This is a genomic window from Paracoccus sp. SCN 68-21, from assembly GCF_001724535.1.
GTDB classification, from domain to species: Bacteria; Pseudomonadota; Alphaproteobacteria; order Rhodobacterales; family Rhodobacteraceae; genus Paracoccus; species Paracoccus hibiscisoli.
The window spans coordinates 1-20,112 of record NZ_MEES01000005.1; the positions used below are offsets into that span (position 1 = coordinate 1).

18 protein-coding genes are annotated in these 20,112 nt (G+C 70.5%); 11 read left to right on the forward strand and 7 right to left on the reverse strand.

Features of this window, described 5'->3' with window-relative positions; all coding sequences use genetic code 11:
• Positions 1-1,479 (reverse strand): ATP-dependent helicase HrpB (gene hrpB, locus ABS73_RS02340; protein ID WP_286693388.1); only part of this gene is annotated, 1,479 nt, incomplete at its 3' end.
• Positions 1,480-1,595: 116 nt separating this feature from the next.
• On the opposite strand from hrpB, the gene ABS73_RS02345 reads away from it, so the two are divergent.
• Both ABS73_RS02345 and ABS73_RS02350 read left to right on the forward strand, forming a co-directional pair.
• On the forward strand, positions 1,596-2,963 hold the full coding sequence (locus tag ABS73_RS02345; RefSeq protein WP_277020513.1) for a YcjX family GTP-binding protein: 1,368 nt from the start codon (positions 1,596-1,598) through the stop codon (positions 2,961-2,963).
• A 50-nt stretch (positions 2,964-3,013) separates the two neighbouring features.
• Entirely contained in the window at positions 3,014-4,042 is a 1,029-nt protein-coding gene (locus ABS73_RS02350; RefSeq protein ID WP_277020581.1) for a YcjF family protein, read from the forward strand.
• Here ABS73_RS02350 and ABS73_RS02355 read toward each other — a convergent pair.
• Together ABS73_RS02355 and ABS73_RS02360 are read right to left on the reverse strand one after the other, a co-directional pair.
• Positions 4,039-4,482, reverse strand: a complete 444-nt coding sequence (locus ABS73_RS02355; RefSeq protein WP_277020516.1) for a GNAT family N-acetyltransferase — start codon at positions 4,480-4,482, stop codon at positions 4,039-4,041. The two genes, ABS73_RS02350 and ABS73_RS02355, sit on opposite strands and share 4 nt — an antisense overlap.
• The gene (locus ABS73_RS02360) at positions 4,482-5,924 is read right to left on the reverse strand and encodes an MORN repeat-containing protein (protein WP_277020519.1); all 1,443 of its coding nucleotides are present in this window, start codon (positions 5,922-5,924) and stop codon (positions 4,482-4,484) included. The genes ABS73_RS02355 and ABS73_RS02360 overlap by 1 nt, the downstream gene beginning before the upstream one ends.
• Before the next feature lie 123 nt (positions 5,925-6,047).
• Here ABS73_RS02360 and ABS73_RS02365 point away from each other — a divergent pair, with 123 nt between their 5' ends.
• On the forward strand, positions 6,048-7,706 hold the full coding sequence (locus ABS73_RS02365; RefSeq protein WP_277020522.1) for an NAD+ synthase: 1,659 nt from the start codon (positions 6,048-6,050) through the stop codon (positions 7,704-7,706).
• 1 nt (position 7,707) lies between these two features.
• Here the strand turns inward: ABS73_RS02365 and ABS73_RS02370 are convergent, their stop codons facing one another.
• Together ABS73_RS02370 and ABS73_RS02375 are read right to left on the reverse strand one after the other, a co-directional pair.
• Positions 7,708-8,403, reverse strand: a complete 696-nt coding sequence (locus ABS73_RS02370; RefSeq protein WP_277020525.1) for a hypothetical protein — start codon at positions 8,401-8,403, stop codon at positions 7,708-7,710.
• Between the two features lie 67 nt (positions 8,404-8,470).
• Positions 8,471-10,117 (reverse strand): MFS transporter, encoded by a 1,647-nt coding sequence (locus ABS73_RS02375; protein WP_277020528.1) that lies wholly within the window; start codon positions 10,115-10,117, stop codon positions 8,471-8,473.
• A gap of 363 nt (positions 10,118-10,480) precedes the next feature.
• Between ABS73_RS02375 and ABS73_RS02380 the strand changes: the two genes are divergently transcribed.
• The 3 genes from ABS73_RS02380 to ABS73_RS02390 all read left to right on the forward strand — a co-directional run bounded on the left by ABS73_RS02380 (position 10,481) and on the right by ABS73_RS02390 (position 13,575).
• Positions 10,481-11,422, forward strand: coding sequence for a L,D-transpeptidase (locus ABS73_RS02380; protein WP_277020530.1), 942 nt, complete (start codon positions 10,481-10,483; stop codon positions 11,420-11,422).
• A 141-nt stretch (positions 11,423-11,563) separates the two neighbouring features.
• Positions 11,564-12,586 carry a hypothetical protein gene (locus tag ABS73_RS02385; protein WP_277020533.1) on the forward strand — a complete coding sequence of 341 codons (1,023 nt, stop codon included), beginning with the start codon at positions 11,564-11,566 and terminating at the stop codon, positions 12,584-12,586.
• 53 nt (positions 12,587-12,639) lie between these two features.
• Entirely contained in the window at positions 12,640-13,575 is a 936-nt protein-coding gene (locus ABS73_RS02390) for a lytic transglycosylase domain-containing protein (protein WP_277020536.1), read from the forward strand.
• On the opposite strand, the gene ABS73_RS02395 is transcribed toward ABS73_RS02390, so the two are convergent.
• Positions 13,576-15,774 (reverse strand): primosomal protein N', encoded by a 2,199-nt coding sequence (locus ABS73_RS02395; RefSeq protein ID WP_277020539.1) that lies wholly within the window; start codon positions 15,772-15,774, stop codon positions 13,576-13,578.
• 119 nt (positions 15,775-15,893) lie between these two features.
• Here ABS73_RS02395 and fsa point away from each other — a divergent pair, with 119 nt between their 5' ends.
• Genes fsa through ABS73_RS02420 form a run of 5 tightly spaced genes read left to right on the forward strand, consistent with a single transcriptional unit; the run spans position 15,894 to position 19,681 of the window.
• Positions 15,894-16,547: a fructose-6-phosphate aldolase gene (gene fsa / locus ABS73_RS02400; protein ID WP_136854729.1), complete on the forward strand. Its 654-nt coding sequence runs from the start codon at positions 15,894-15,896 to the stop codon at positions 16,545-16,547.
• Between the two features lie 24 nt (positions 16,548-16,571).
• Complete coding sequence (locus ABS73_RS02405) at positions 16,572-17,252, forward strand: DUF484 family protein (RefSeq protein ID WP_277020542.1); 681 nt, start codon at positions 16,572-16,574, stop codon at positions 17,250-17,252.
• A complete protein-coding gene (locus ABS73_RS02410) occupies positions 17,249-18,184 on the forward strand; it encodes a tyrosine recombinase XerC (protein ID WP_277020545.1) in 936 nt (311 codons plus the stop codon). Before ABS73_RS02405 ends, ABS73_RS02410 begins: the two co-directional genes overlap by 4 nt.
• A 52-nt stretch (positions 18,185-18,236) precedes the next feature.
• A complete protein-coding gene (gene msrA / locus ABS73_RS02415) occupies positions 18,237-18,812 on the forward strand; it encodes a peptide-methionine (S)-S-oxide reductase MsrA (protein WP_136854732.1) in 576 nt (191 codons plus the stop codon).
• Positions 18,812-19,681 (forward strand): 50S ribosomal protein L11 methyltransferase, encoded by an 870-nt coding sequence (locus ABS73_RS02420; protein ID WP_277020549.1) that lies wholly within the window; start codon positions 18,812-18,814, stop codon positions 19,679-19,681. Before msrA ends, ABS73_RS02420 begins: the two co-directional genes overlap by 1 nt.
• 88 nt (positions 19,682-19,769) lie before the next feature.
• On the opposite strand, the gene ABS73_RS02425 is transcribed toward ABS73_RS02420, so the two are convergent.
• The gene (locus tag ABS73_RS02425) at positions 19,770-19,964 is read right to left on the reverse strand and encodes a DUF1127 domain-containing protein (RefSeq protein WP_136854734.1); all 195 of its coding nucleotides are present in this window, start codon (positions 19,962-19,964) and stop codon (positions 19,770-19,772) included.
• Positions 19,965-20,112: the final 148 nt, after the last annotated feature.

The following is a 20,112-nucleotide window of genomic DNA, read 5'->3' on the forward strand; positions in this document are numbered from 1 at the left end:
CCCCCCGCCGTCGCGGGACGCAACCAGCCGCCTCAGCCGCTTGGCCTCGGCCCTGATCCTCTCGATGCCCTGCCGGTTCACTTCGAACGCCGCCCGCGCACCCGGAGCCTGGATCGCGCGCAGCCGATGCTCCAGATCCGCCCCCGCACCCCTTAGCGGATCGCGATCCGACAGCAGCGCCGCCAGATCGGCGGCCGCAGGCCCGGCCAGCGCCAGCATATGCGCCAGACGCGGATGCAGTGGCAGCCGCGCCAGCACCCGCCCATGCGCCGTGATCCGCCCGTCCCCGTCCAGCGCGCCCAGATCGCCCAGCAGCGCCCGCGCCTCGGCCAGCGCAGCGTCGGGCGGCGGGGTCAGGAACGCCAGATCGGCCGCCCGCGCCCCCCAGACCGCCAGTTCCAGCGCCAAGCCGGTCAGGTCGGCTACGGTGATCTCGGGCGGGGCAAAGGCGGGCAGCGCCCCCTCCTCGGCCCGCGCCCACATGCGGTAACAGATCCCCGGCGCCACCCGCCCCGCGCGGCCGCGCCGCTGCTCGGCCTCGGCGCGGCTGACGCGCTCGGTCACCAGCCGCGACATGCCGCTGCCCGGATCGAACCGGGCACGGCGCGCGCGCCCCGCATCCACCACCACCCGCACGCCGGGAATGGTCAGCGAAGTCTCGGCGATGGCTGTCGCCAGCACGATCCGCCGCACCGCCCCCGGAGGTGCCAGCGCCGCCCGCTGCGCCGCCGCCGGCAGCGCGCCATACAGCGGCACCAGATCGCAGCCCGTCCCCGACAGGGCCGCCGTCACGCGGCGAATCTCTGCCTCTCCGGGCAGAAAGGCCAGGATGGTGCCGCCCGTGTCGCGCGTCTCGGCCTCGGCCCGCGCGATCAGGCGCGCGGCATCATCCGCCAGCCGCCCACCCGCGGGCAAGGGCCGGTCCAGCCAGCGCGTCTCGACCGGAAAGGCCCGCCCCTCCGACGTCACGACCGGCGCGTCGTCCAGCAGCGCCGCCACCGGCCCCGCATCCAGCGTGGCCGACATGACCAGCACCGCCAGATCCTCGCGCAGCGCGCCCCGCGCCTCCCAGACCAGCGCTAGGCCCAGATCCGCATTCAGGCTGCGTTCGTGAAACTCGTCAAAGATCACGCAGCCGATCCCCTCCAGCGAAGGGTCGGTCTGGATCATCCGCGTCAGGATGCCCTCGGTCACCACCTCGATACGGCGGCCCGGAACCGACTCTCCGCGCATCCGGTATCCGACCTGACCGCCCACAGCCTCGCCCAGGGTCTGGGCCAGACTTTCTGCGGCGGCGCGGGCGGCCAGGCGGCGCGGTTCCAGCATCAGGATGCGGCCCGCGACCTGATCCATCAGCGCCAGCGGCACCCGCGTCGTCTTGCCCGCGCCCGGCGAGGCCACCAGCACCGCGCGGCCATGGCTGCGGATCGCCGCGCACAGCGCAGGCAGGGCGTCGTCGATGGGCAAGGCATCCGTCATCCCCGCCTTCTAGCGTTGCAGGGCGGGCCGGCACAATCGCGACGCTACACTTCCGCCCGTCGCGGACCTATCTTCCGACGGCGGCGTTAGGTCTCGCGGCAAGAACAGGGGTGAACATGGGCATCGGCAGCGACGTGATGGAGGGCCTGGGCCTGGGCGACCCGGTGGTGCGCATCGGCGTGACCGGCCTGTCGCGGGCCGGCAAGACGGTGTTCATCACCGCGCTGGTGGCGAACCTGCTGGAACGGGGCCGCATGCAGGGCCTGCGCGCGGCCGCAGACGGGCGGCTCAAGGCCGTGTGGCTGCAGCCCCAGCCCGACGACACCATCCCGCGGTTCGATTTCGAACGTCATCTGGCGGCGCTGACCGGCCCCGACCCGCACTGGCCCGACGGCACCCGCCATGTCAGCCAGTTGCGCCTGTCGCTGCGGCTGGAAGGGGGCGGGTTCCTGGGCCTGCGCGGCACCCGCAACCTGCATCTGGACATCGTGGACTATCCCGGCGAATGGCTGCTGGACCTGCGCCTGATGGAGCGCGATTTCGCCCAATGGTCGGCCGAGGTCCTGGACCGCATGCCGGGCCGCCCCGGCGCCGACCGCTTTCAGGCGGCGCTGGCGGCCCAGTCCCGCGACGACAGCTTTACCGAACCGCAGGCGCAGGGCCTGGCCGACATCTATACCGCGCATCTGAACGCGGCGCGCGATGCGGGCTGGTCCGATTGCACGCCCGGCCGCTTTCTGATCCCCGGAGAGCTGGCCGGATCGCCCGCGCTGACCTTCGCCCCCCTGCCGCCCGACCTGCAGGCCACGCGTCTGGGGCGCGAATTCCGCCGCCGCTTTGACTCCTATAAATCGCGGGTGGTGCGGCCCTTCTTTCGCGACCATTTTGCCCGGATCGACCGTCAGGTCGTGCTGGTCGATGTGCTGGGCGCGATCCATCAGGGCCCCCGCGCGGTCGAGGACATGCGCCGCGCCATGGCCGACATCCTGTCGGCGTTCCGCCCCGGTCGCGCGGGCTGGCTGGGCCAGCTGCTGGGCACGCGCCGGGTGGAGCGCATCCTGTTCGCGGCGACCAAGGCCGACCACCTGCATCACGTCCAGCACAACCGCCTGACCGCGATCCTGGCCGCGATGCTGCGCGAGGCCCGCGACCGCGCCGATTTCCAGGGCGCCCGGACCGAGGCCATGGCCATCGCCGCCCTGCGCGCCACGACCGAGGACATGATCGCGCAGGAGGATGGCGACCTGCCCGCCGTGCGCGGCCGCCTGCTGGACGGGCGTCACGCGGCCTTCTTTCCGGGCGAACTGCCCGCCGATCCGGCCGTGCTGCTGCATCCGGCGCGGCAGGGGGCGCAGGCCTGGCTGGACGCCGATTACGCGATCATGAACTTTGCCCCCGCGCCGCTGACCACGCGCCCCGGCGACGGCCCGCCCCATATCCGGCTGGACCGCGCTGCCGAATTCCTGATCGGAGACCGCCTGTGACCGACACCACAAAGACGGACGCCCCCAAACGCCCGCGCGGCCCGGTCCTGATGCCGCTGGACGAGGCCGGGTCCGGCCCCACGCGCCCGCCCCGCAGCGAGACCCGCGCCGACGATCCCCCCAACCCCGCCGACGCCCCCGCCATCGACGAGGGCACGGCCCCCCTGCCGCAGCCGCGCACCATGCAGATGGTGGCGCGGCTGGTGGGGCGGCCTCCGTCGCGGCTGACGCGGCTGTTCCTGAATGCGGGGGCGGCGCTGTTCACCTTTCTGCTGGGGGTGATGGCGCTGGATTTCATCAACGGGCTGCTGACGCGCTATCCCTTGCTGGGGTGGGTGGCGGTGACGCTGTTCGCGATCTTCACCGTCGCGGCCCTGGGCATGGCGCTGCGCGAATGGCGGGCCTGGCGGCGCATGGCGCGCATCGACGCGCTGCAGCGTCAGGCGGGCGCCGCGCTGGCGCAGGACAGCCTGGATCAGGCGCGCGCGGTCACCGACGGTCTGGTGGCGCTCTACGCCAAGCGCCCCGAGATGGAATGGCAACGCCAGCGCCTGGCCGAACGGCGGGCCGAGACCTTTGACGCCCAGACCCTGCTGACCCTGGCCGAGGCCGAGCTGCTGGCCGGCCTGGACCAGCAGGCCCGCCGAGAGATCGAGGCCGCGGCCCGTACCGTCGCCGCCACCACCGCGCTGATCCCGCTGGCCCTGGCCGATGTGGCCGCCGCGCTGGCCGCGAACCTGCGCATGATCCGCCGCTTGGCCGAGATCTATGGCGGGCGCGCGGGGGCGGTCGGCGGCTGGCGGCTGGCGCGCACGGTGATGACGCATCTGATCGCCACGGGCGCGGTGGCGGCGGGCGACGACCTGATCCAGACCGTCGCGGGCGGGGGCATGCTGGCGAAACTGTCGCGCCGCTTTGGCGAAGGGCTGGTGAACGGCGCCCTGACCGCCCGCGTGGGCATCGCCGCGATGGAGGTCTGCCGCCCCCTGCCCTTCCTGGCGCAACCGCGCCCCCGGGTCGGCAACCTGGTCAGCCGCGCGCTGAAGGGGTTGTTCACCAGCGACGACCGCGCGGCCTAGACGAGGGTCAGCTTGTATCCCAGATGCGACGGGACAAAGCCCAGCCCGTCATAGAAGCGGTGCGCGTCAGGCCGCGCCCGGTCGGTCGTCAGCTGCACCAGCGCGCAGCCACGGTCGCGGCATTCCGCGATGGCCCAATCCATCATCGCCCGGCCCAGACCCGCGCCGCGCTGGTCGCGGGCGACGCGCACGGCCTCGATCTGACCGCGCAGCGCCCCGCCGCGCGACAGCCCCGGAATGAAGGTCAGCTGCAGCGTGCCCACCACGCGGCCCGCAACCTCGGCGATGGCCAGCAGTTGCGCGGGGTCGGCGTCGATCTGGTCGAACGCCGCGCGATACCGCGCGATGTCGGCCGGGTCCTCGCGCGCCGCGCCCAAGGGGTCGTCGGCCAGCAGCGCCAGGATCGCGGGCAGGTCCGTGACCCGCGCCCTGCGCATCATCACGGCGCCTCGGCCGGCAGGTCGGGGGTGGCCTCAGCCGGGGCGGCATCGGGCGATCCCTGATCGGCCTCGATCAGGCGGTTGTCCTGCCATTCTCCCGATGCGACCTGGCCCGTGGCATAGCGCATGACACCTTGGCCCTGCCGCTTGCCTGCGGCGAACGTGCCCTCATAGCGGTCGCCATTGGCATAGGTCGCGACGCCCGTGCCGTCGATCTCTCCGGCGCGCCAGCCGCCCTCATAGATGAAGCCGTCGGGCGTGGTCAGCCGGCCCTGCCCCTCGCGCAGGCCATCGACGAAACCGCCGGTATAGACCGTGCCGTCGGGATAGGTGGCCTGCCCCTCTCCGTGGCGCTGGCCGTCCTTCCAGGCGCCGGAATAGACATAGCCGTCGGGATAGGACATGCGCCCCTGCCCCTCGTTGCGGGCGTTGCGGAAGCCCCCCTCATAGACCATGCCGTTGGCATAGGCGGCGCGACCCTCGCCCTGGATGACGCCCTCGGACCATTGCCCCTCATACGTCGATCCGTCGGCATAGGTGATCTTGCCGGTGCCGTCGGGGCGGTCGGCGCGCATCTGGCCCAGATAGACCGACCCGTCGGGATAGGTGATCTGGCCGCGGCCCTCCATCCGGCCCTGCGCCCATTCGCCCACATAGACATAGCCGTCCGCGCCGGTGAAGGTGCCCTGCCCGTGGCGGCGGTCATTGGCGAAATCGCCGTCATAGACATCGCCATTGGCATAGGTCGCGACACCCCGGCCCTGACGGCGCCCGGCCTCCAGCTGACCCTCGTAGCGATCGCCCGTGGCCTGGACCAGAACGCCGGTGCCCGACATTTGCCCCCCGGCCCAGATGCCGTCATAGGTCAGCCCGTCGGCCATCACCAGCCTGCCCCGCCCGGCCCGCTGTCCGGCCATCATCGCCCCCTCATAGGTGGCGCCGTCGGGATAGGTGATCTTGCCCTGCCCCTCCTTGACCCCGGCGCTCCAGTCGCCCTCATAGCGGTATCCGTTGGTCTGGGTCAGCACGCCCTGTCCCTGGTGCAGCCCACCCTCAAAGCTGCCCTCATAGACCGAGCCATTGGCATAGCGGGCGATGCCCTGGCCGGTGATCTCACCCTCGACCCAAGCGCCCTCATAGGTGCCGCCATCGGCATAGGTGATGGTGCCCTGGCCGTCGGGCTTGCCGCGCGCGAACTGGCCCTCATAGACCGAACCGTTGGGAAATTCTGCCCGGCCCTGGCCCATGATCTGGCCCTCGACCCAATCGCCCTCATAGCGATAGCCGTTGGGCAGGACATAGCTGCCCTGACCGTGCTGCAGCCCGTTGCGGAAGGTGCCCTCATAGACGCCGCCATCGTCATACTGCTTGGTGATCACCTGGGCCGCCAGGGGGGCCGCCAGGATCGCCCATGCCAGAACCGTGCCGATTGCCGCTTTCATCGCCTGTCGCCCCTTACGGTGTTTTGCCGCAGGTTTACCCCGGATGGCGGCCCGGCGCAAAGCCCGACTTTTCCTCTCGGTCACGATCCGCTATCCCCGGGGCATGACACGGGGGAACACCGCATGACCGACCGCTTTCGCCTGACCATCGGCCAGCTGAACGCCACCGTGGGCGACCTGCCCGGCAATGCGGCACGCGCCCGCGCGGCCTGGGAGCAGGCGCGCGACGCAGGCGCCGACATGCTGGCCCTGCCAGAGATGTTCATCACCGGATACCAGACCCAGGACCTGGTGCTGAAGCCCGCCTTCGTCGTGCAGGCCGAGGCCGCGATCATGGAGCTGGGCCAGTCGCTGACCGGCGGCCCCGCCATCGGCATCGGCGGCCCGTGGCGCGACGGCGGGCGGCTGTACAACGCGTGGTGGGTGTTCCGGGACGGCACGCTGGTCGCGCGGGTGCTGAAGCATCACCTGCCCTACAAGCAGCTGTTTGATGAGCTGCGCCTGTTCGACAGCGGCCCGATCAGCGGCCCCTATCCCGTCGGCGCGGCCCGCATCGGCAGCCCGATCTGCGAGGACAGCTGGTACCCGGACGTGGCCGAGACCCTGGCCGAGACCGGGGCCGAGATCCTGGTCGTGCCGAACGGCAGCCCCTATCACCGCGACAAGCTGGACCTGCGCATGGGCCACATGGTCGGCCGCGTCGTGGAAACCGGGTTGCCGCTTGTCTATGTGAACATGGTCGGCGGCCAGGACGACCAGATCTATGACGGGGCCAGCTTCGTGCTGAACCCCGGCGGCCACAAGGTCGTGCAGCTGCCCGCCTTTCAGGAGGCCGTGGTGCATGTCGATTTCACCAACGGCCCCGACGGCTGGCGCGCCGAGCCCGGCCTGATGGCGCCGCAGCCCGACGCGTGGGAGCAGGATTACCACGCGATGATGCTGGGCCTGCGGGATTACCTGCGCAAGTCGGGCTTCCGCAAGGTGCTGCTGGGCATGTCGGGCGGCATCGACAGCGCCCTGGTCGCGACCATCGCCTGCGACGCGATCGGGCCGGAAAACGTGCGCTGCGTGATGCTGCCATCGGAATACACCTCGCAAGCAAGCCTGGATGACGCCGCCGATTGCGCCACGCGGCTTGGCGCGCGGCTGGACACGGTGCGCATCGACGGCGCGCGCGACGCGGTGGGGGATGCCTTGGCGCATCTGATGGAGGGGACCCAGCCCGACATCACCGAAGAGAACATCCAGTCCCGCCTGCGCGGCGTGATGCTGATGGCCTTATCCAACAAGTTCAACGAGATGCTGCTGACCACCGGCAACAAGTCCGAGGTCGCGGTGGGCTATGCCACCATCTATGGCGACATGGCGGGTGGCTATAACCCGATCAAGGACCTGTACAAGATGCGGGTGTTCGAGACCTGCCGCTGGCGCAACGCCAACCACCGCGACTGGATGATGGGCGCGCCCGGAGAGGTGATCCCCCCGCAGATCATCACCAAGCCGCCGTCGGCCGAGCTGCGCCCCGACCAACGCGACGATGACAGCCTGCCGCCCTATGAGGTGCTGGACGCGATCCTGGACGGGCTGGTGGAACAGGACCTGTCGCTGGCCGATCTGGTCGCGCAGGGGTTCGACGCCGACACCGTCCGCAAGGTCGAGACCCTGCTCTATGTTAGCGAATGGAAGCGGTATCAGGCCGCCCCCGGCCCGCGGATTTCGACCCGGGCGTTCTGGCTGGACCGGCGCTATCCGCTGGTGAACCGCTGGCGCGACCGGCTGTAGGTCAGAACTCCAGCCAGGTGCCCAGCCTGACGGCCTGTTCGGCGCGCCCGGTCAGGGGTTGGACCACGCCCAGCTCGATCTTGATTGGGCCTGGCGCGTCAAAGACCAGCGAGGGGGCCAGGCGGGCGGCAAAGCCCTCATCCTGGCGGTCCTCCAGCCACAGGCTGTTGATGACCATCAGCCCGTCGCGCGGGCGCAGGCCCAGGGTCAGGTCGGCCTTGACCACCCGCTTGGCCGTCAGAAAGCTGGCGGCAAGGGATGGCATGTCTGGGCCGCGCGGATCGGGCGCGCCGCCGGTCATGCGCGCCAGGACCTGCGCGGTCATCCAGCCGCCGCCCCACCGGTCGAACCCCCGCCCCCAGGACAGCGCCCCCTGCGCCAGCGGCAGCAGGTCGTCGCCGCGCCGCACCGCCCCCACCCCCGATTGCAGCGCGATGCGGTGGACCCCTTGGCCGTCATCCAGCGCGCGTTGCCACCACAGGATCGCGGTCGTCTCACCCGTGGTGCGGCCCAGCTCCACCCCCAGGGTGGTGCGCGGGGTCAGCCCGTATTCGCCATAGGCCGAGGCATAGCTGGCCCCGGCGCGGTTGCGTTCGCCCGACAGCGACAGAAAGACCTGCCCGACCTCTCGCGGCCAAGGCCCGGCCTGCGCGGACAGGGGCAGCAGCAGCGCCAGCATCAGGACGTATCGGATCATCGCAGCCCTCCGGGGATCGGACCAGCCTGCCACAACCCGCGCGTGCAATCGAGGCGCAATCGCGGGCCTAGGGGATCTCGATCTTGCCGACCAGGGGGACGTCGTCCTGGGGGCCGACGCTGTGGCGTTCGATCATGCGGTGGACCAGCGGATCGCTGTCGCCCTGATGCAGCGCGCGCAGGGCCACGGCGACCTCGGCGTCGGATTTGGTGCGGCGCAGGTTGTGGCGGACATATTCGTCCCAGGTGGCGATGTGATAGCTTTCGCTCCACTGGTCGGGATGCTCCAGATCGCGCAGCAGCGCCCAGTTGCGCGCCCCGTCGCGCCTGCGGATGTTACGGCGGCGCTGCATCAGGCGCAGGAATTCCGGCACGTCGGCCTGGTCGATGCGGTAATCGACCATGACCATGATCGGCCCCGACCGGCCGCGCAGGTCCAGCATCAGCGCGGGTTCGCGAAAGCGGTTAACCGGGTCCAGATCGACCGTGCCGAATTCCGGCGCCCGCAGCCACAGCCCGATCAGCGCGCCCGCCAGCAGCACCAGCCCCGCCGCCGTCAGCGCGGTGTCCAACCCCTGGGCGCCCGCCACCATGCCCCAGATCCAGGCGCCCGCCGCCATGCCGCCAAAGGTCGCCATCTGATACAGCGCAAGCGCGCGGGCCACGACCCATCGCGGCGTCGACAGCTGCACCGTCACGTTGAACAGCGACAGCGCCAGCACCCAGGCCGCCCCCGCAGGCAGCATTGCCGCCGCGTGCAGCCAGACCGACTGGGTCTGGCCCAGGACCAGGGCCGAGACCGCAAAGCCCGCAAAGGCCATGCGCACGACGTTCTCGTTGTTCAGCCGGGCGCGGATGCGGGGGTTCAGCAGCGCCCCGCCGATCGCGCCTATGCCATAGCATCCCAGCAGGCCGCCAAACAGCAGCGACCCCCCCTCGGGGTGGCTTTTGGCGACCAGCGGCAGCAGCGCCAGCACGGCGATGGCGGCAAAGCCGAATAGCGCGCCGCGCGACATCACCCGCAGCAGGTTGGGCGACAGCGCGACATAGCGCAGGCCCGCCCCCATCGCGGCCATGAACGGCTCTGGCGTGGTGACGCGCGGCGCCAGCTTGGGCTTCCATTGCGACATCGCCCCCAGCAGCGGCAGATAGCTGATGGCGTTGACCGCAAAGGCAGCCGACGCGCCCAGCGTGGCCACGATCAGGCCGCCCGCCGCGGGCCCCACGCTGCGCATCAGGTTGAAGCCCACGGAATTCAGGCTGACCGCCGCGGGCAGGTCCTTCCGGTCGACCAGATCGCCCATGCTGGCCTGCCAGGGCGGGTTATAGACCGCCTGCCCCGCCCCCAGCAGGAAGGTGAACCCCAAGAGCAGCCAGGGCGTCAGCCCGCCGCTCCAGGCGACCACGGCCAGCGCCAGCGACACCGCCGCCATGAACAGCAGCGACCCCATCAGCAGCGCCTTGCGGTCGAAGATGTCGGCCAGCGCGCCCGACCCGATGGCCAGCAGCATGATCGGCAGGGTGTTCGAGGCCTGGACCAGCGCGATCAGCGTGGCGCTGTCGGTCAGCTGGGTCATCAGCCAGGCCGCCCCCACCGCCTGCACCAGGCCGCCGAAATTCGACACCAGCGTCGCGCTCCACAGCAGGCGGAAATCGGGATAGGAGAGGGGCGCCAGGGCTGCGGGGCGGGCGGGGTCTGGGGACGGGCGGGTCACGAAGTCAGCCTCCTGGAACGCGGTCGGCAGGGGCAGACTAGGCCCCCCGACCGGGGGCTGCAACGGCACATCCCGCGTGAAAAATGCGGATATTCGCATCCGGGGGTGCAACCCGAATACACGCCAAGTTGTTCAACCCACGCACAAAGGTGATTCACCTGACGCCGTTTCGCCACATAGGCTGGACGCAGACGGCGAACCGACCGTGTGACGGGTGGCGCGGGGTTGACGACGCTTTGCGGTCGGCCTCATGGAAGTGCATGCGAATCGTGCCCGACCCCGGTCCGGGCGCCAGAGAATATAGATGCTGCCTCGGGCCTGCCTCTGCCGGTGGGTCCGACGATGAACAAGGAACATGCAACGATGCGCCTCGCTTCCCTTTTCGCGGCGCTGGCCCTGGGGCTGGCGGCTTGCGGTCCCACGCAGGAAACCGCCGCCCCCACGACCCAGCAGCCGGTCCAGATCCCCGAGATCTATCAGGCCCGCACCGATACCGGCCCCAACGGCGAGCCCATTCCGATCCAGGCCGTCCGTGCGGCCTATCTGAACGACCGCAACCGCCGTCAGCTGGTGCCCTATAACGGGTCCGAGGCCGCGGGCACGATCGTCGTCGATCCCTATGCGCGGGTGCTGTATCACGTGCAGCCCGGCGGGCAGGCGATGCGCTATGGCGTGGCCGTGGGCCGCGCGGGCCTGACCTTCGAAGGCCGCGCCACCATCGCGCGCAAGGCGTCCTGGCCCAGCTGGCGCCCGACCGACAACATGCTGCGCACCGAGCCGCAGCTGTATGGCCAGTTCCGCAACGGCCTGCCCGGCGGCATGCAGAACCCCCTGGGGTCGCGCGCGCTGTATCTGTATCAGGGCAGCGTCGACACCTATTACCGCATCCACGGCACGCTGGACCCCTCGTCCATCGGCAAGGCGACCTCGGCGGGCTGCATCCGCATGTTCAACCAGGACGTGATGGACCTGTTCGAGCAGATCCCGACCGGCACCCAGGTCATCGTCCGCTCTCAGGCCGAGAGCGTGCGCATGGAAGGCCCGATGATCGAGACGCCCGAGGGCTATGTCGTGCCCGCGACCGCCGTTGCCGACCCGGCGATGGACCCGGCTGCGGCGCCCATGGCCGCCCTGCCCATGCAGACGGCGATGGCGCCGGTCGCCTCGGCTCAGCCGGTGATGGACCCCTATGCCGCGATGTCGGCGGTGCCCGCCGCAGGGTCGATCCAGCCCGCGCTGGTCAGCGACCCCTTTGCCTCGGGCGCGTTCGTGTCGCCGGTCGAAAGCGCGGTTCCGGCCCGCTGATCGGTCCTCCGCCGCGACCTGCGGCGCTTATGCACATGGTTCATGGCCCTGGTTTCGACCGGGGCCTTTCCAATTGCAAAATCCCGCATTCCTGCGCAATGTCATGCGCGACAGCCCTCCCGCCCTGCCGAAGGTCCCGCGATGCCCAATTACGCCAAGCGCGAACAGGAAACGCTGAGCGCCGACCAGCTGAGGCTGGCCGAGCAAAGCCGTCAGCCCGTGCTGGGCGGACTGGACGATCCGACCCTGCTGGCGCTGATTCTGGCGCTGCGCGCGGCGCGCCGGGAGGCCCAGACAGGCGACCGTTCGGGCGATCCCGGCCCCGCCGAAATGCTGAACGCCGCCCTGCGCCGCGCCGACATGGAGCGGCGCAAGCGTGGCCTGCGCCTGCCGGCCGCCACGGACGCATCGCCCGAGCCCGGTCCCGCGCCCCCCAAGCCCGCGCCCGCTGCGGCCATCGCGGTCCCGCCCAAAGCCGTCACCGCGCGGCGCAAGCCCGCGACGCTGCCGCGCACCCCCGCAGGGCGCAAGCCCGCCGAGGCGCGCAAGACCGATCTGCGCACCGAACCCCATCGTGTGCCCAAGCGCCGGGCCAAGCCGGACGTGGCACAGACGCCCCCCTCCCCCACCGATCCCGTAACGAGGAACTCTGTCATGAGCGACGACCAGGCCCAGAAGACCGCAAAGCAGGCGGCCCGCAAAGCCCTGAAGGACGCCGATAAGGCTGCCGAAAAGGAGGCCGCCAAGGAAGCCCGCAAGGCCGAGAAGCAGGCCGCCAAGCAGGCCGAGAAAGACGCCGCCAAAGCCGCCCGCCAGGCTGAGAAGGAGGCCGAAAAGGACGCGCGCCGCGCCGCCCGCAAGGCCGAGAAGCAGGCCGAAAAGCAGGCCGCCAAGGCCGCTGGCACTGCGCCAAAGCCGAAGGATGCCGGCAAGGCCAAGGATGCCAAGCCCGCCTCCGGCAAGGCAAAGGCCGCCACTGACACCGGCAGCCAGGATCAGGCTGTCGCCGACAAGCCCAAGGCCGGGTCCGGCAAGGCAGCCGCTGGCAAGGCTGGCGCTGGCAAGGCTGGCGGCAAGGCGGGGGCGGCCAAGGCAGGCGGCGGGAAAGCCGCCTCGGGCAAGGCGGGCGCGGGCAAGCCCGGCGCCGCCAAGAAAACCAAGTGAGGTCTTGGCCTGCGCCCTGACCTGGGCGCAGGCAGCTCCGTTATGATGCCCGCATGATCCGCCCCCTTCTGCACGCCGTCCTGGTTCTGGCCCTGGGGTTCGTCCCGGCGTCAGAGCTGTCGGCGCGCCCGGCGGTCGACGCGCTGCATGGCCGTCCCGCCCCCCAGGTGACCGAGGACCGGCGCTGTTCGGATGACGGGCGCGATTGCATCGACCGCGACAGCTATGCCGCCGATGTCTGCAAGCTGATCGAGCGCAACGCCGCCGATCACGGGCTGGACCCCGCCTTCCTGGCCCGCCTGCTGTGGAAGGAGAGCCGGTTCGAACCCTCGGCCGTCAGCCCGGCGGGGGCGCTTGGCATCGCGCAGTTCATGCCCGGCACCGCCGATCTGTACTGGCTGGACGACCCGTTCAACCCCGCGCAGGCGATCAGCAAGGCGGCGTGGTATCTGGCCCATCTGCGCGACCGGTTCGGCAATATCGGCCTGGCCGCCGTCGCCTATAACGGCGGAGAGAACCGCGCCGCGCGGTTCATCGGCCAGATGACGACCCTGCCCTATGAGACCATCGACTATGTCGAATCGATCACCGGGTTCAGCGCGCATCGCTGGCGCGACAACCCGCCCGCGCCCGGAGAGCTGCGTCTGGCGCTGGCCCCGGACCAGCCGTTCCGCCCCGCCTGCGAACGCATGGCCGGAGAGCGGTCGCTGCGCGAGTTCAACACCCAGCCCCCGGCGATGCCCTGGGGCGTGGTGGTGGCCAGCCATCCCAGCCAGGCGGGGGCGGCCCAGCAGGTCGCGCGGCTGAACCGCACCCTGCGCCCGATCCTGGAGGACGGCGCCCGCGTGGGTTACGTCCGCAAGCGGATGAACGGCATGCCGCGCGCGGTCTATACCGCCCAGATCGGCTATGGCAGCCGGGCCGAGGCCAACCGCTTTTGCGCCCGGTTCAAGACCCTGGGCGGGCGCTGCATCGTGCTGAAGAACTGATCACAGAAAGCTCTGCGGGTCGATATCGACCGACAGGCGCAGGTTGGTGGGCAGCTTGATCCCCGCCAGCCAATCCGTGATCGCCGCCTGGATCGGTGCCTGACGCGGCGCGCGGATCAGCATGCGCATGCGGTGCCGCCCCCGGACGCGCGCGATGGGCGCGGGCGCGGGGCCCCACAGCTCTGCCCCGACCTCGGCCAGGGGGGCGGCGCGACCGGCCAGATGGCGCGCGAAATCGGCGACGGTGGCCAGGTCGGGATGGGACAGGATGATCCCCGCCAGCCTGCCGAATGGCGGCATGCCCGCCGCCTGACGGCCCGCGGCCTCGGCGTCCCAGAAATCCTCGTCGCGGCCCGACAGGATGGCGCGGATCACCGCGTGATCTGGCTGGTGCGTCTGCAGCAGCGCCAGCCCCGGCGCGGCACCGCTGATGCGCCCGGCGCGCCCTGCCACCTGCCGCATCAGCTGAAAGCTGCGTTCCGCCGCGCGCAGGTCGGCGCCCTGCAGGCCCAGATCGGCATCCACCACCCCCACCAGCGTCAGGCGCGGAAAATTGTGCCCTTTGGCCACGATCTGCGTGCCGATGATGATGTCAGTGTCGCCGTCCGAGATCTGGGCGATGGTCTCCTTCAGCGCGCGAGCGGAATGGAACAGGTCGGATGACAGCACGGTGGCCTTGGCGTCGGGGAAACGGGCCGCGACCTCCTCGGCGATGCGTTCGACGCCGGGGCCGATGGGGGCCAGCTTCCCCTCGACCCCACAGGAGGGGCAGGCGGTGGGGATGGGGCGCGTTTCGCCGCATTGGTGGCAGACCAAGCGGTTCTGGAACCGGTGTTCGACCATCCGCGCGTCGCATTGATGGCACCCGATCTGTTCCCCGCAGGCGCGGCAGACGGTGACGGGCGCGAACCCGCGACGGTTCAGGAAGATCAGCGACTGTTCGCCCTTGGCCAGCCGGGCGGTGACCGCCTGCGCCAGCGTGGGGGAGATCCAGCGCCCCTGCTCCATCGCCTCGGCCCGCAGGTCGATGGCGGCCATCTGCGGCAGCTCGGCCTCGCCATAGCGCGACCGCAGGTCCAGCCGCGCATATTTACCACTGGCCGCGTTCACCCAGCTTTCCAGGGACGGCGTGGCGGATGCCAGCACCACCTGAGCGCGGTTGATCGAGGCGCGCAGCACCGCCATGTCGCGGGCGCTGTAATAGACGACATCCTCCTGCTTGTAGCTGCCGTCATGCTCCTCATCGACGACGATCAGGCCCAGATCGGCGAAGGGCAGGAACAGCGCCGACCGCGCGCCGACGACCAGGCCCACCTGTCCCCGCCCGGCCATGTGCCACAACCGGCGGCGTTCGGTGCGGGTGATGCCGCTGTGCCATTCGCCGGGCCGCGCGCCGAACCGCGCCTCGACCCGGTCCAGGAATTCGGCCGACAGCGCGATTTCGGGCAGCAGGACCAGCGCCTGCCGCCCCTGCGCCAGGCATTCGGCCACGGCCTCAAGATAGACCTCGGTCTTGCCCGACCCGGTGACCCCGCGCAGCAGCGTGGTGCCGTATCCGCCCGCCCGGATCGCGCCGCGCAGCGTGTCGGACGCCGCCTGCTGGTCGGGGGCGAGGGGCTTGCCGGAGCGCGTGGGGTCCAGCGTGGGATAGGGCAGATCGCGCGGCGCCTCGATCTCGGCCAAGGCGGCGCTGGCCACCAGCCCCTTGACCACCGAGGTGCCGACCCCCGCCAGCTGGGCCAGCTCGGACGCGGCAAAGCTGGCGCCGCCGTGATCGGCCATGACCTGCAGCACGCGGGCGCGGGCCTCGGTCGCGCGGCCGGGCTGGCCGGTGCCCGGCACGATGATGCGCCGCGCGGCGGGCGGCTGGTCGATGTCGGGGGCGCGCGTCGCCATGCGCAGCATCAGGGGCAGCGGCGTCAGGGTGTATTCCGCCGCTCGGGTCAGGAAATCCAGGAACCCCGCGTCAAAGGGCTGCGCGTCCAGCACGCGGGCGACCGCGCGCAGCTTGGCCAGGTCGAAATCGCCGACCCCCGGCCCCCAGACCAGCCCCAGCACGCGGCGCGGCCCCAGGGGAACCAGCACCAGCTGACCCTGCCGCACGCCGTCATCGGGGGACAGATAGTCCAGCACGCCGACCGTTTCGGCGGTCAGCACCGCGATGCGGGCGCGGGGGGGGAAGAACTCGGGTGGGGTCATGATGGCGCGATAAAGACGGGGCGTGGTCCGGGTTGCAAGCCCCCGCATGGGTTGTGCCCCTTCCCGCCCGGCCCCATCTGCAGTATCACCCAGACAAACGCACCCTGAGGAGACGGGCCATGAAATTCTTTGTCGACACCGCCGATATCGCCGCGATCAAGGAACTGAACGACCTGGGGATGGTCGACGGGGTCACCACCAACCCGTCGCTGATCCTGAAATCGGGCCGCGCCATCGCCGAGGTCACCGCCGAGATCTGCGCCATGGTCGAGGGCCCGGTCAGCGCCGAGGTCGTGGCCGAGAAGGCCGACGACATGATCGCCGAGGGCCGCCACCTGGCCAAGATCGCACCCAATGTCTGCATCAAGGTGCCGCTGACCTGGGACGGCCTGAAGGCCTGCCGCGTGCTGTCCGACGAGGGCCACAAGCTGAACGTCACGCTGTGCTTCAGCGCTGCGCAGGCGATCTTGGCGGCCAAGGCGGGCGCGACCTTCATCAGCCCCTTCATCGGGCGGCTGGACGACATCCACATGGACGGCATGGACCTGATCGCAGACATCCGTGAAATCTATGACAATTACGGCTACGAGACCCAGATCCTGGCGGCCTCGATCCGCACGGTGAACCACATCGTGGACGCGGCCAAGATCGGCGCCGACGTCATCACCGCGCCGCCGTCGGTCATCAAGTCGATGGCGAACCATGTCTTGACCGACAAGGGCCTGGCGCAGTTCAATGCGGACTGGGCACAGACCGGCCAGAAGATCCTCTGACCGCCACGGCCCCCGGAGGACCGCATGACCGACGCGCTGGACCCTGAAACCCGCGACCGGCTGCTGGCCGATCCGGGGGCCATCTTGGCCGACCGCGACCTGATGCGCGCCCTGGTGGCCGCGCGCGAGGCCGAGGTCGGAGAGAATGTCATCGACATCCGCGGCCGCGCCATGCAGGTCCTGGAGACCCGGCTGCAGCGGCTGGAATCCACGCATGAAAGCGTGATCGCCGCCGCCTATGACAACCAGTCCGGCATGGCGGTGATCCACCGCGCCGTGCTGGGCCTGCTGGAAACGGCCGATCTGGCCGATTTCACCGCCGCCCTGCAGTCCGACATCGCGCCGCTGCTGCGCGTCGAGACCCTGCGCCTGGTGGTCGAGGAAGCCCCCCCGCTGGACCTGCCCCCCGACGTGGTGATCGCGCCCGTGGGCACGCTGGACCGCATCCTGACCGCCGGGCGGCGCGCGCCGCGCGGCGACGACATCGTGCTGCGCGCGGCCCTGGTGGTGACGCGGCCCCTGCATGGCCGGACCGTCGCCTCGGAGGCGCTGCTGCCGGTCGATCTGGGGGCGGAGCGTCCGCGCGCCGTGCTGCTGATGGGCAGCGCGGATGCCGACCGCTTCATGCCCGCGCATGGCACCGACCTGCTGCGCTTTTTCGGGCAGGTGTTCCGACTGGCGCTGCTGGCGCGGCTGCCCGCATGACGGATGACCCCTGGGGCGGCCTGCTGTCCCCGGCCATGGCCGAGGCCCTGGACCGCTGGCTGCTGACCGAGGCGGCGACCCGCGACCGATCCGTCCAAACCGTCACCGCCTATCGCGCCGACCTGCTGGCCTTTCTGCATTTCCTGGCGCTGCATTGGGGCGAATCGGTGCCGCCATCCGGCCTGGCGCGGCTGCGGCAGACCGACATGCGCGCCTTTGCGGCCTCGGAACGCACGCGGGGCCTGGGGGCGCGGTCGCTGGCGCGGCGCATGTCCGGGGTGCGGTCCTTTCTGCGCTGGACCGCCGACCGCGAGGGGCTGGACGTGTCCGCGGCCCTGTCCACTCGCAGCCCGAAATACACCCGCAGCCTGCCCCGCCCCCTGACCCCCCTGCAGGCGCAGGACACGCTGGACCGGGTCGCGGATCACGGCACGCCTTGGGTCGGCGCGCGCGATCTGGCGGTGCTGACGCTGCTGTGGGGGTCGGGGCTGCGCATCTCCGAGGCCCTGGCCCTGGACGGCACCGACTGGCCCTTCCCCGAGGGGCTGGTGATCCGCGGCAAGGGCGGGCGCGAACGTCAGGTGCCGGTGCTGGATGTCGCCCGGCAGGCGGTCGCGCGCTATCTGGACCTGTGCCCCTGGGGCCATCAGGCCGACCGCCCGCTGTTTCGCGGCATCCGCGGCGGCCGCCTGACCGCCGGCGCGGTCGAGGCCGCGATGCGTCAGGCCCGCGCCGCCCTGGGCCTGCCCGCCAGCGCCACGCCCCATGCGCTGCGCCACAGCTTTGCCACGCATCTGCTGTCGGCGGGCGGCGATCTGCGCACGATCCAGGAACTGCTGGGCCATGCCAGCCTGTCCACCACCCAGGTCTATACCGGGGTGGACAATGCCCAGCTGATGGCCGTTTATCACGCCGCCCATCCGCGCGGGTGAACCCTGACCCCGCCTTGCGCGTTCGCTCCATCATCTAGACACGAGGCCCCCGATGACCGACCACGCCATCTTTCACCGCCCCCTGGGTGCCACCCCGCCTGCCGGTTACGATCAGGCGATCTTTGGCATGGGCTGCTATTGGGGGGTCGAACGCCTGTTCTGGAAGCAGAGCGGCATCTGGCTGACCGAGGTCGGCTTTGCCGGCGGCGATGTCCAGAACCCCACCTATGACCAGGTCAAGCGCGGCGATACCGGCCATGCCGAGGTGGTGCGGGTGATCTATGACAGCTCTCTGGTCAGCTATGACCACCTGCTGCAGCTGTTCTGGGAAAACCACGACCCGACGCAGGGCGACCGGCAGGGCAACGACGTGGGCAACCAGTATCGCAGCCTGATCATGACCTTCACCGACCTGCAGGAAGCCGCGGCCGAGGCGTCCAAGATCGACTATGACAACCGCCTGGCCGTTCAGGGTCTGGACAAGATCACCACCCAGATCGTCCCTGCGGGCCCGTTCTGGCTCGCGCATGAGGCACATCAGCAATATCTGGAAAAGAACCCCGACGGTTATTGCGGGCTGAAGGGCACCGGCGTACAGGCCAGCATTCCCAACCCGGACCCGATCTGATGCCCACATACACCGCGCTGACCCATCTGAAAGGCCGCGAGGCCGCCGAGGCCCTGGCCGAAGCCTGCGAGGATCTGACCCCCGAACCCGTCGGCACCGGCATCTTCGAGATCGAGGATGGCAGCGAGCGGTGGGAGGTCGGCGCCTATTTCACCGAGGCCCCCGACGAGATCACGCTGGCGATCCTGGCGGCCGCCTATGGCGCGAACCCCTTTGCCATCTCGGAACTGCCCGAGGTGGACTGGGTCGCCCATGTCAAACGAGAGCTGACCCCCGTGCGCGCGGGCCGGTTCTATGTGCATGGCAGCCACGATGCCGACGATATCCCCGAGGGCGTCGAGGCGCTGTGGATCGAGGCCGCGATGGCCTTTGGCACCGGCCATCACAACACCACCAAGGGCTGTCTGGAGGCGCTGGACCGCCTGGCCACCGACGGGTTTCAGGCAACCCGCATCGCCGATATCGGCTGCGGCACGGCGGTGCTGGCGATGGCCGCCGCGCGGCTGTGGCCGGTCACGGTGCTGGCCAGCGACATCGACCCGGTCGCGGTCGATACCGCCGCCGCCAATGTCATCGCGAACGGGCTGGACGGTCGGGTGGAATGCCTGGAGGCCGCCGGCTTTGACCACCCGATGCTGGAGGGGGCGGCGCCCTATGATCTGGTGCTGGCCAATATCCTGAAGCAGCCGCTGATCGACCTGGCCCCCGACATGGCCCGCCACGTGGCGCCCGCCGGGCGGGTCATCATGTCGGGCATCCTGACCACACAGGCCGATGAGGTCGTGGCCGCCTATCGCAAGGCGGGCTTTGCGCCCGACCGGCGCGACGACATGGGCGACTGGACCACGCTGGTCATGACCCGCGCCTGATCCCGCCCGCCGGACATCGACAAGCCGGACATGGAAAACCCCCGCAAGCGCAAGCTTCGGGGGTTTGATCGTCATGGGGTGCGGGCTGTCAGACGCCGCGCGCAATCCGCTCGATGTCGCCGCGGCACAGACCGATATCGTCCAGCTCGCGATCCGACAGACGGCTCAGTTCGCGGCGCGTCACGCGGGTTTCCCGCCAGGACGCCACCAGAGACACGATATGCGCGACGACGTTGCCCACGCCTCCGACAGCCACGCTGCGGTTCGTTTCGATCGTCGACATCAGTTCACCTGTTTTCATTTTGCCCGACCTTCGGGCAGATTTCCGATGAACAGGAGATAGTTTGGGCAGCCCACAAAGAGTAGCCGTGAAACCGGCAACCCCGCCATGCGCTTTCTGCAACAGCGGGGGCCGATTCTGTCGCAAAAAG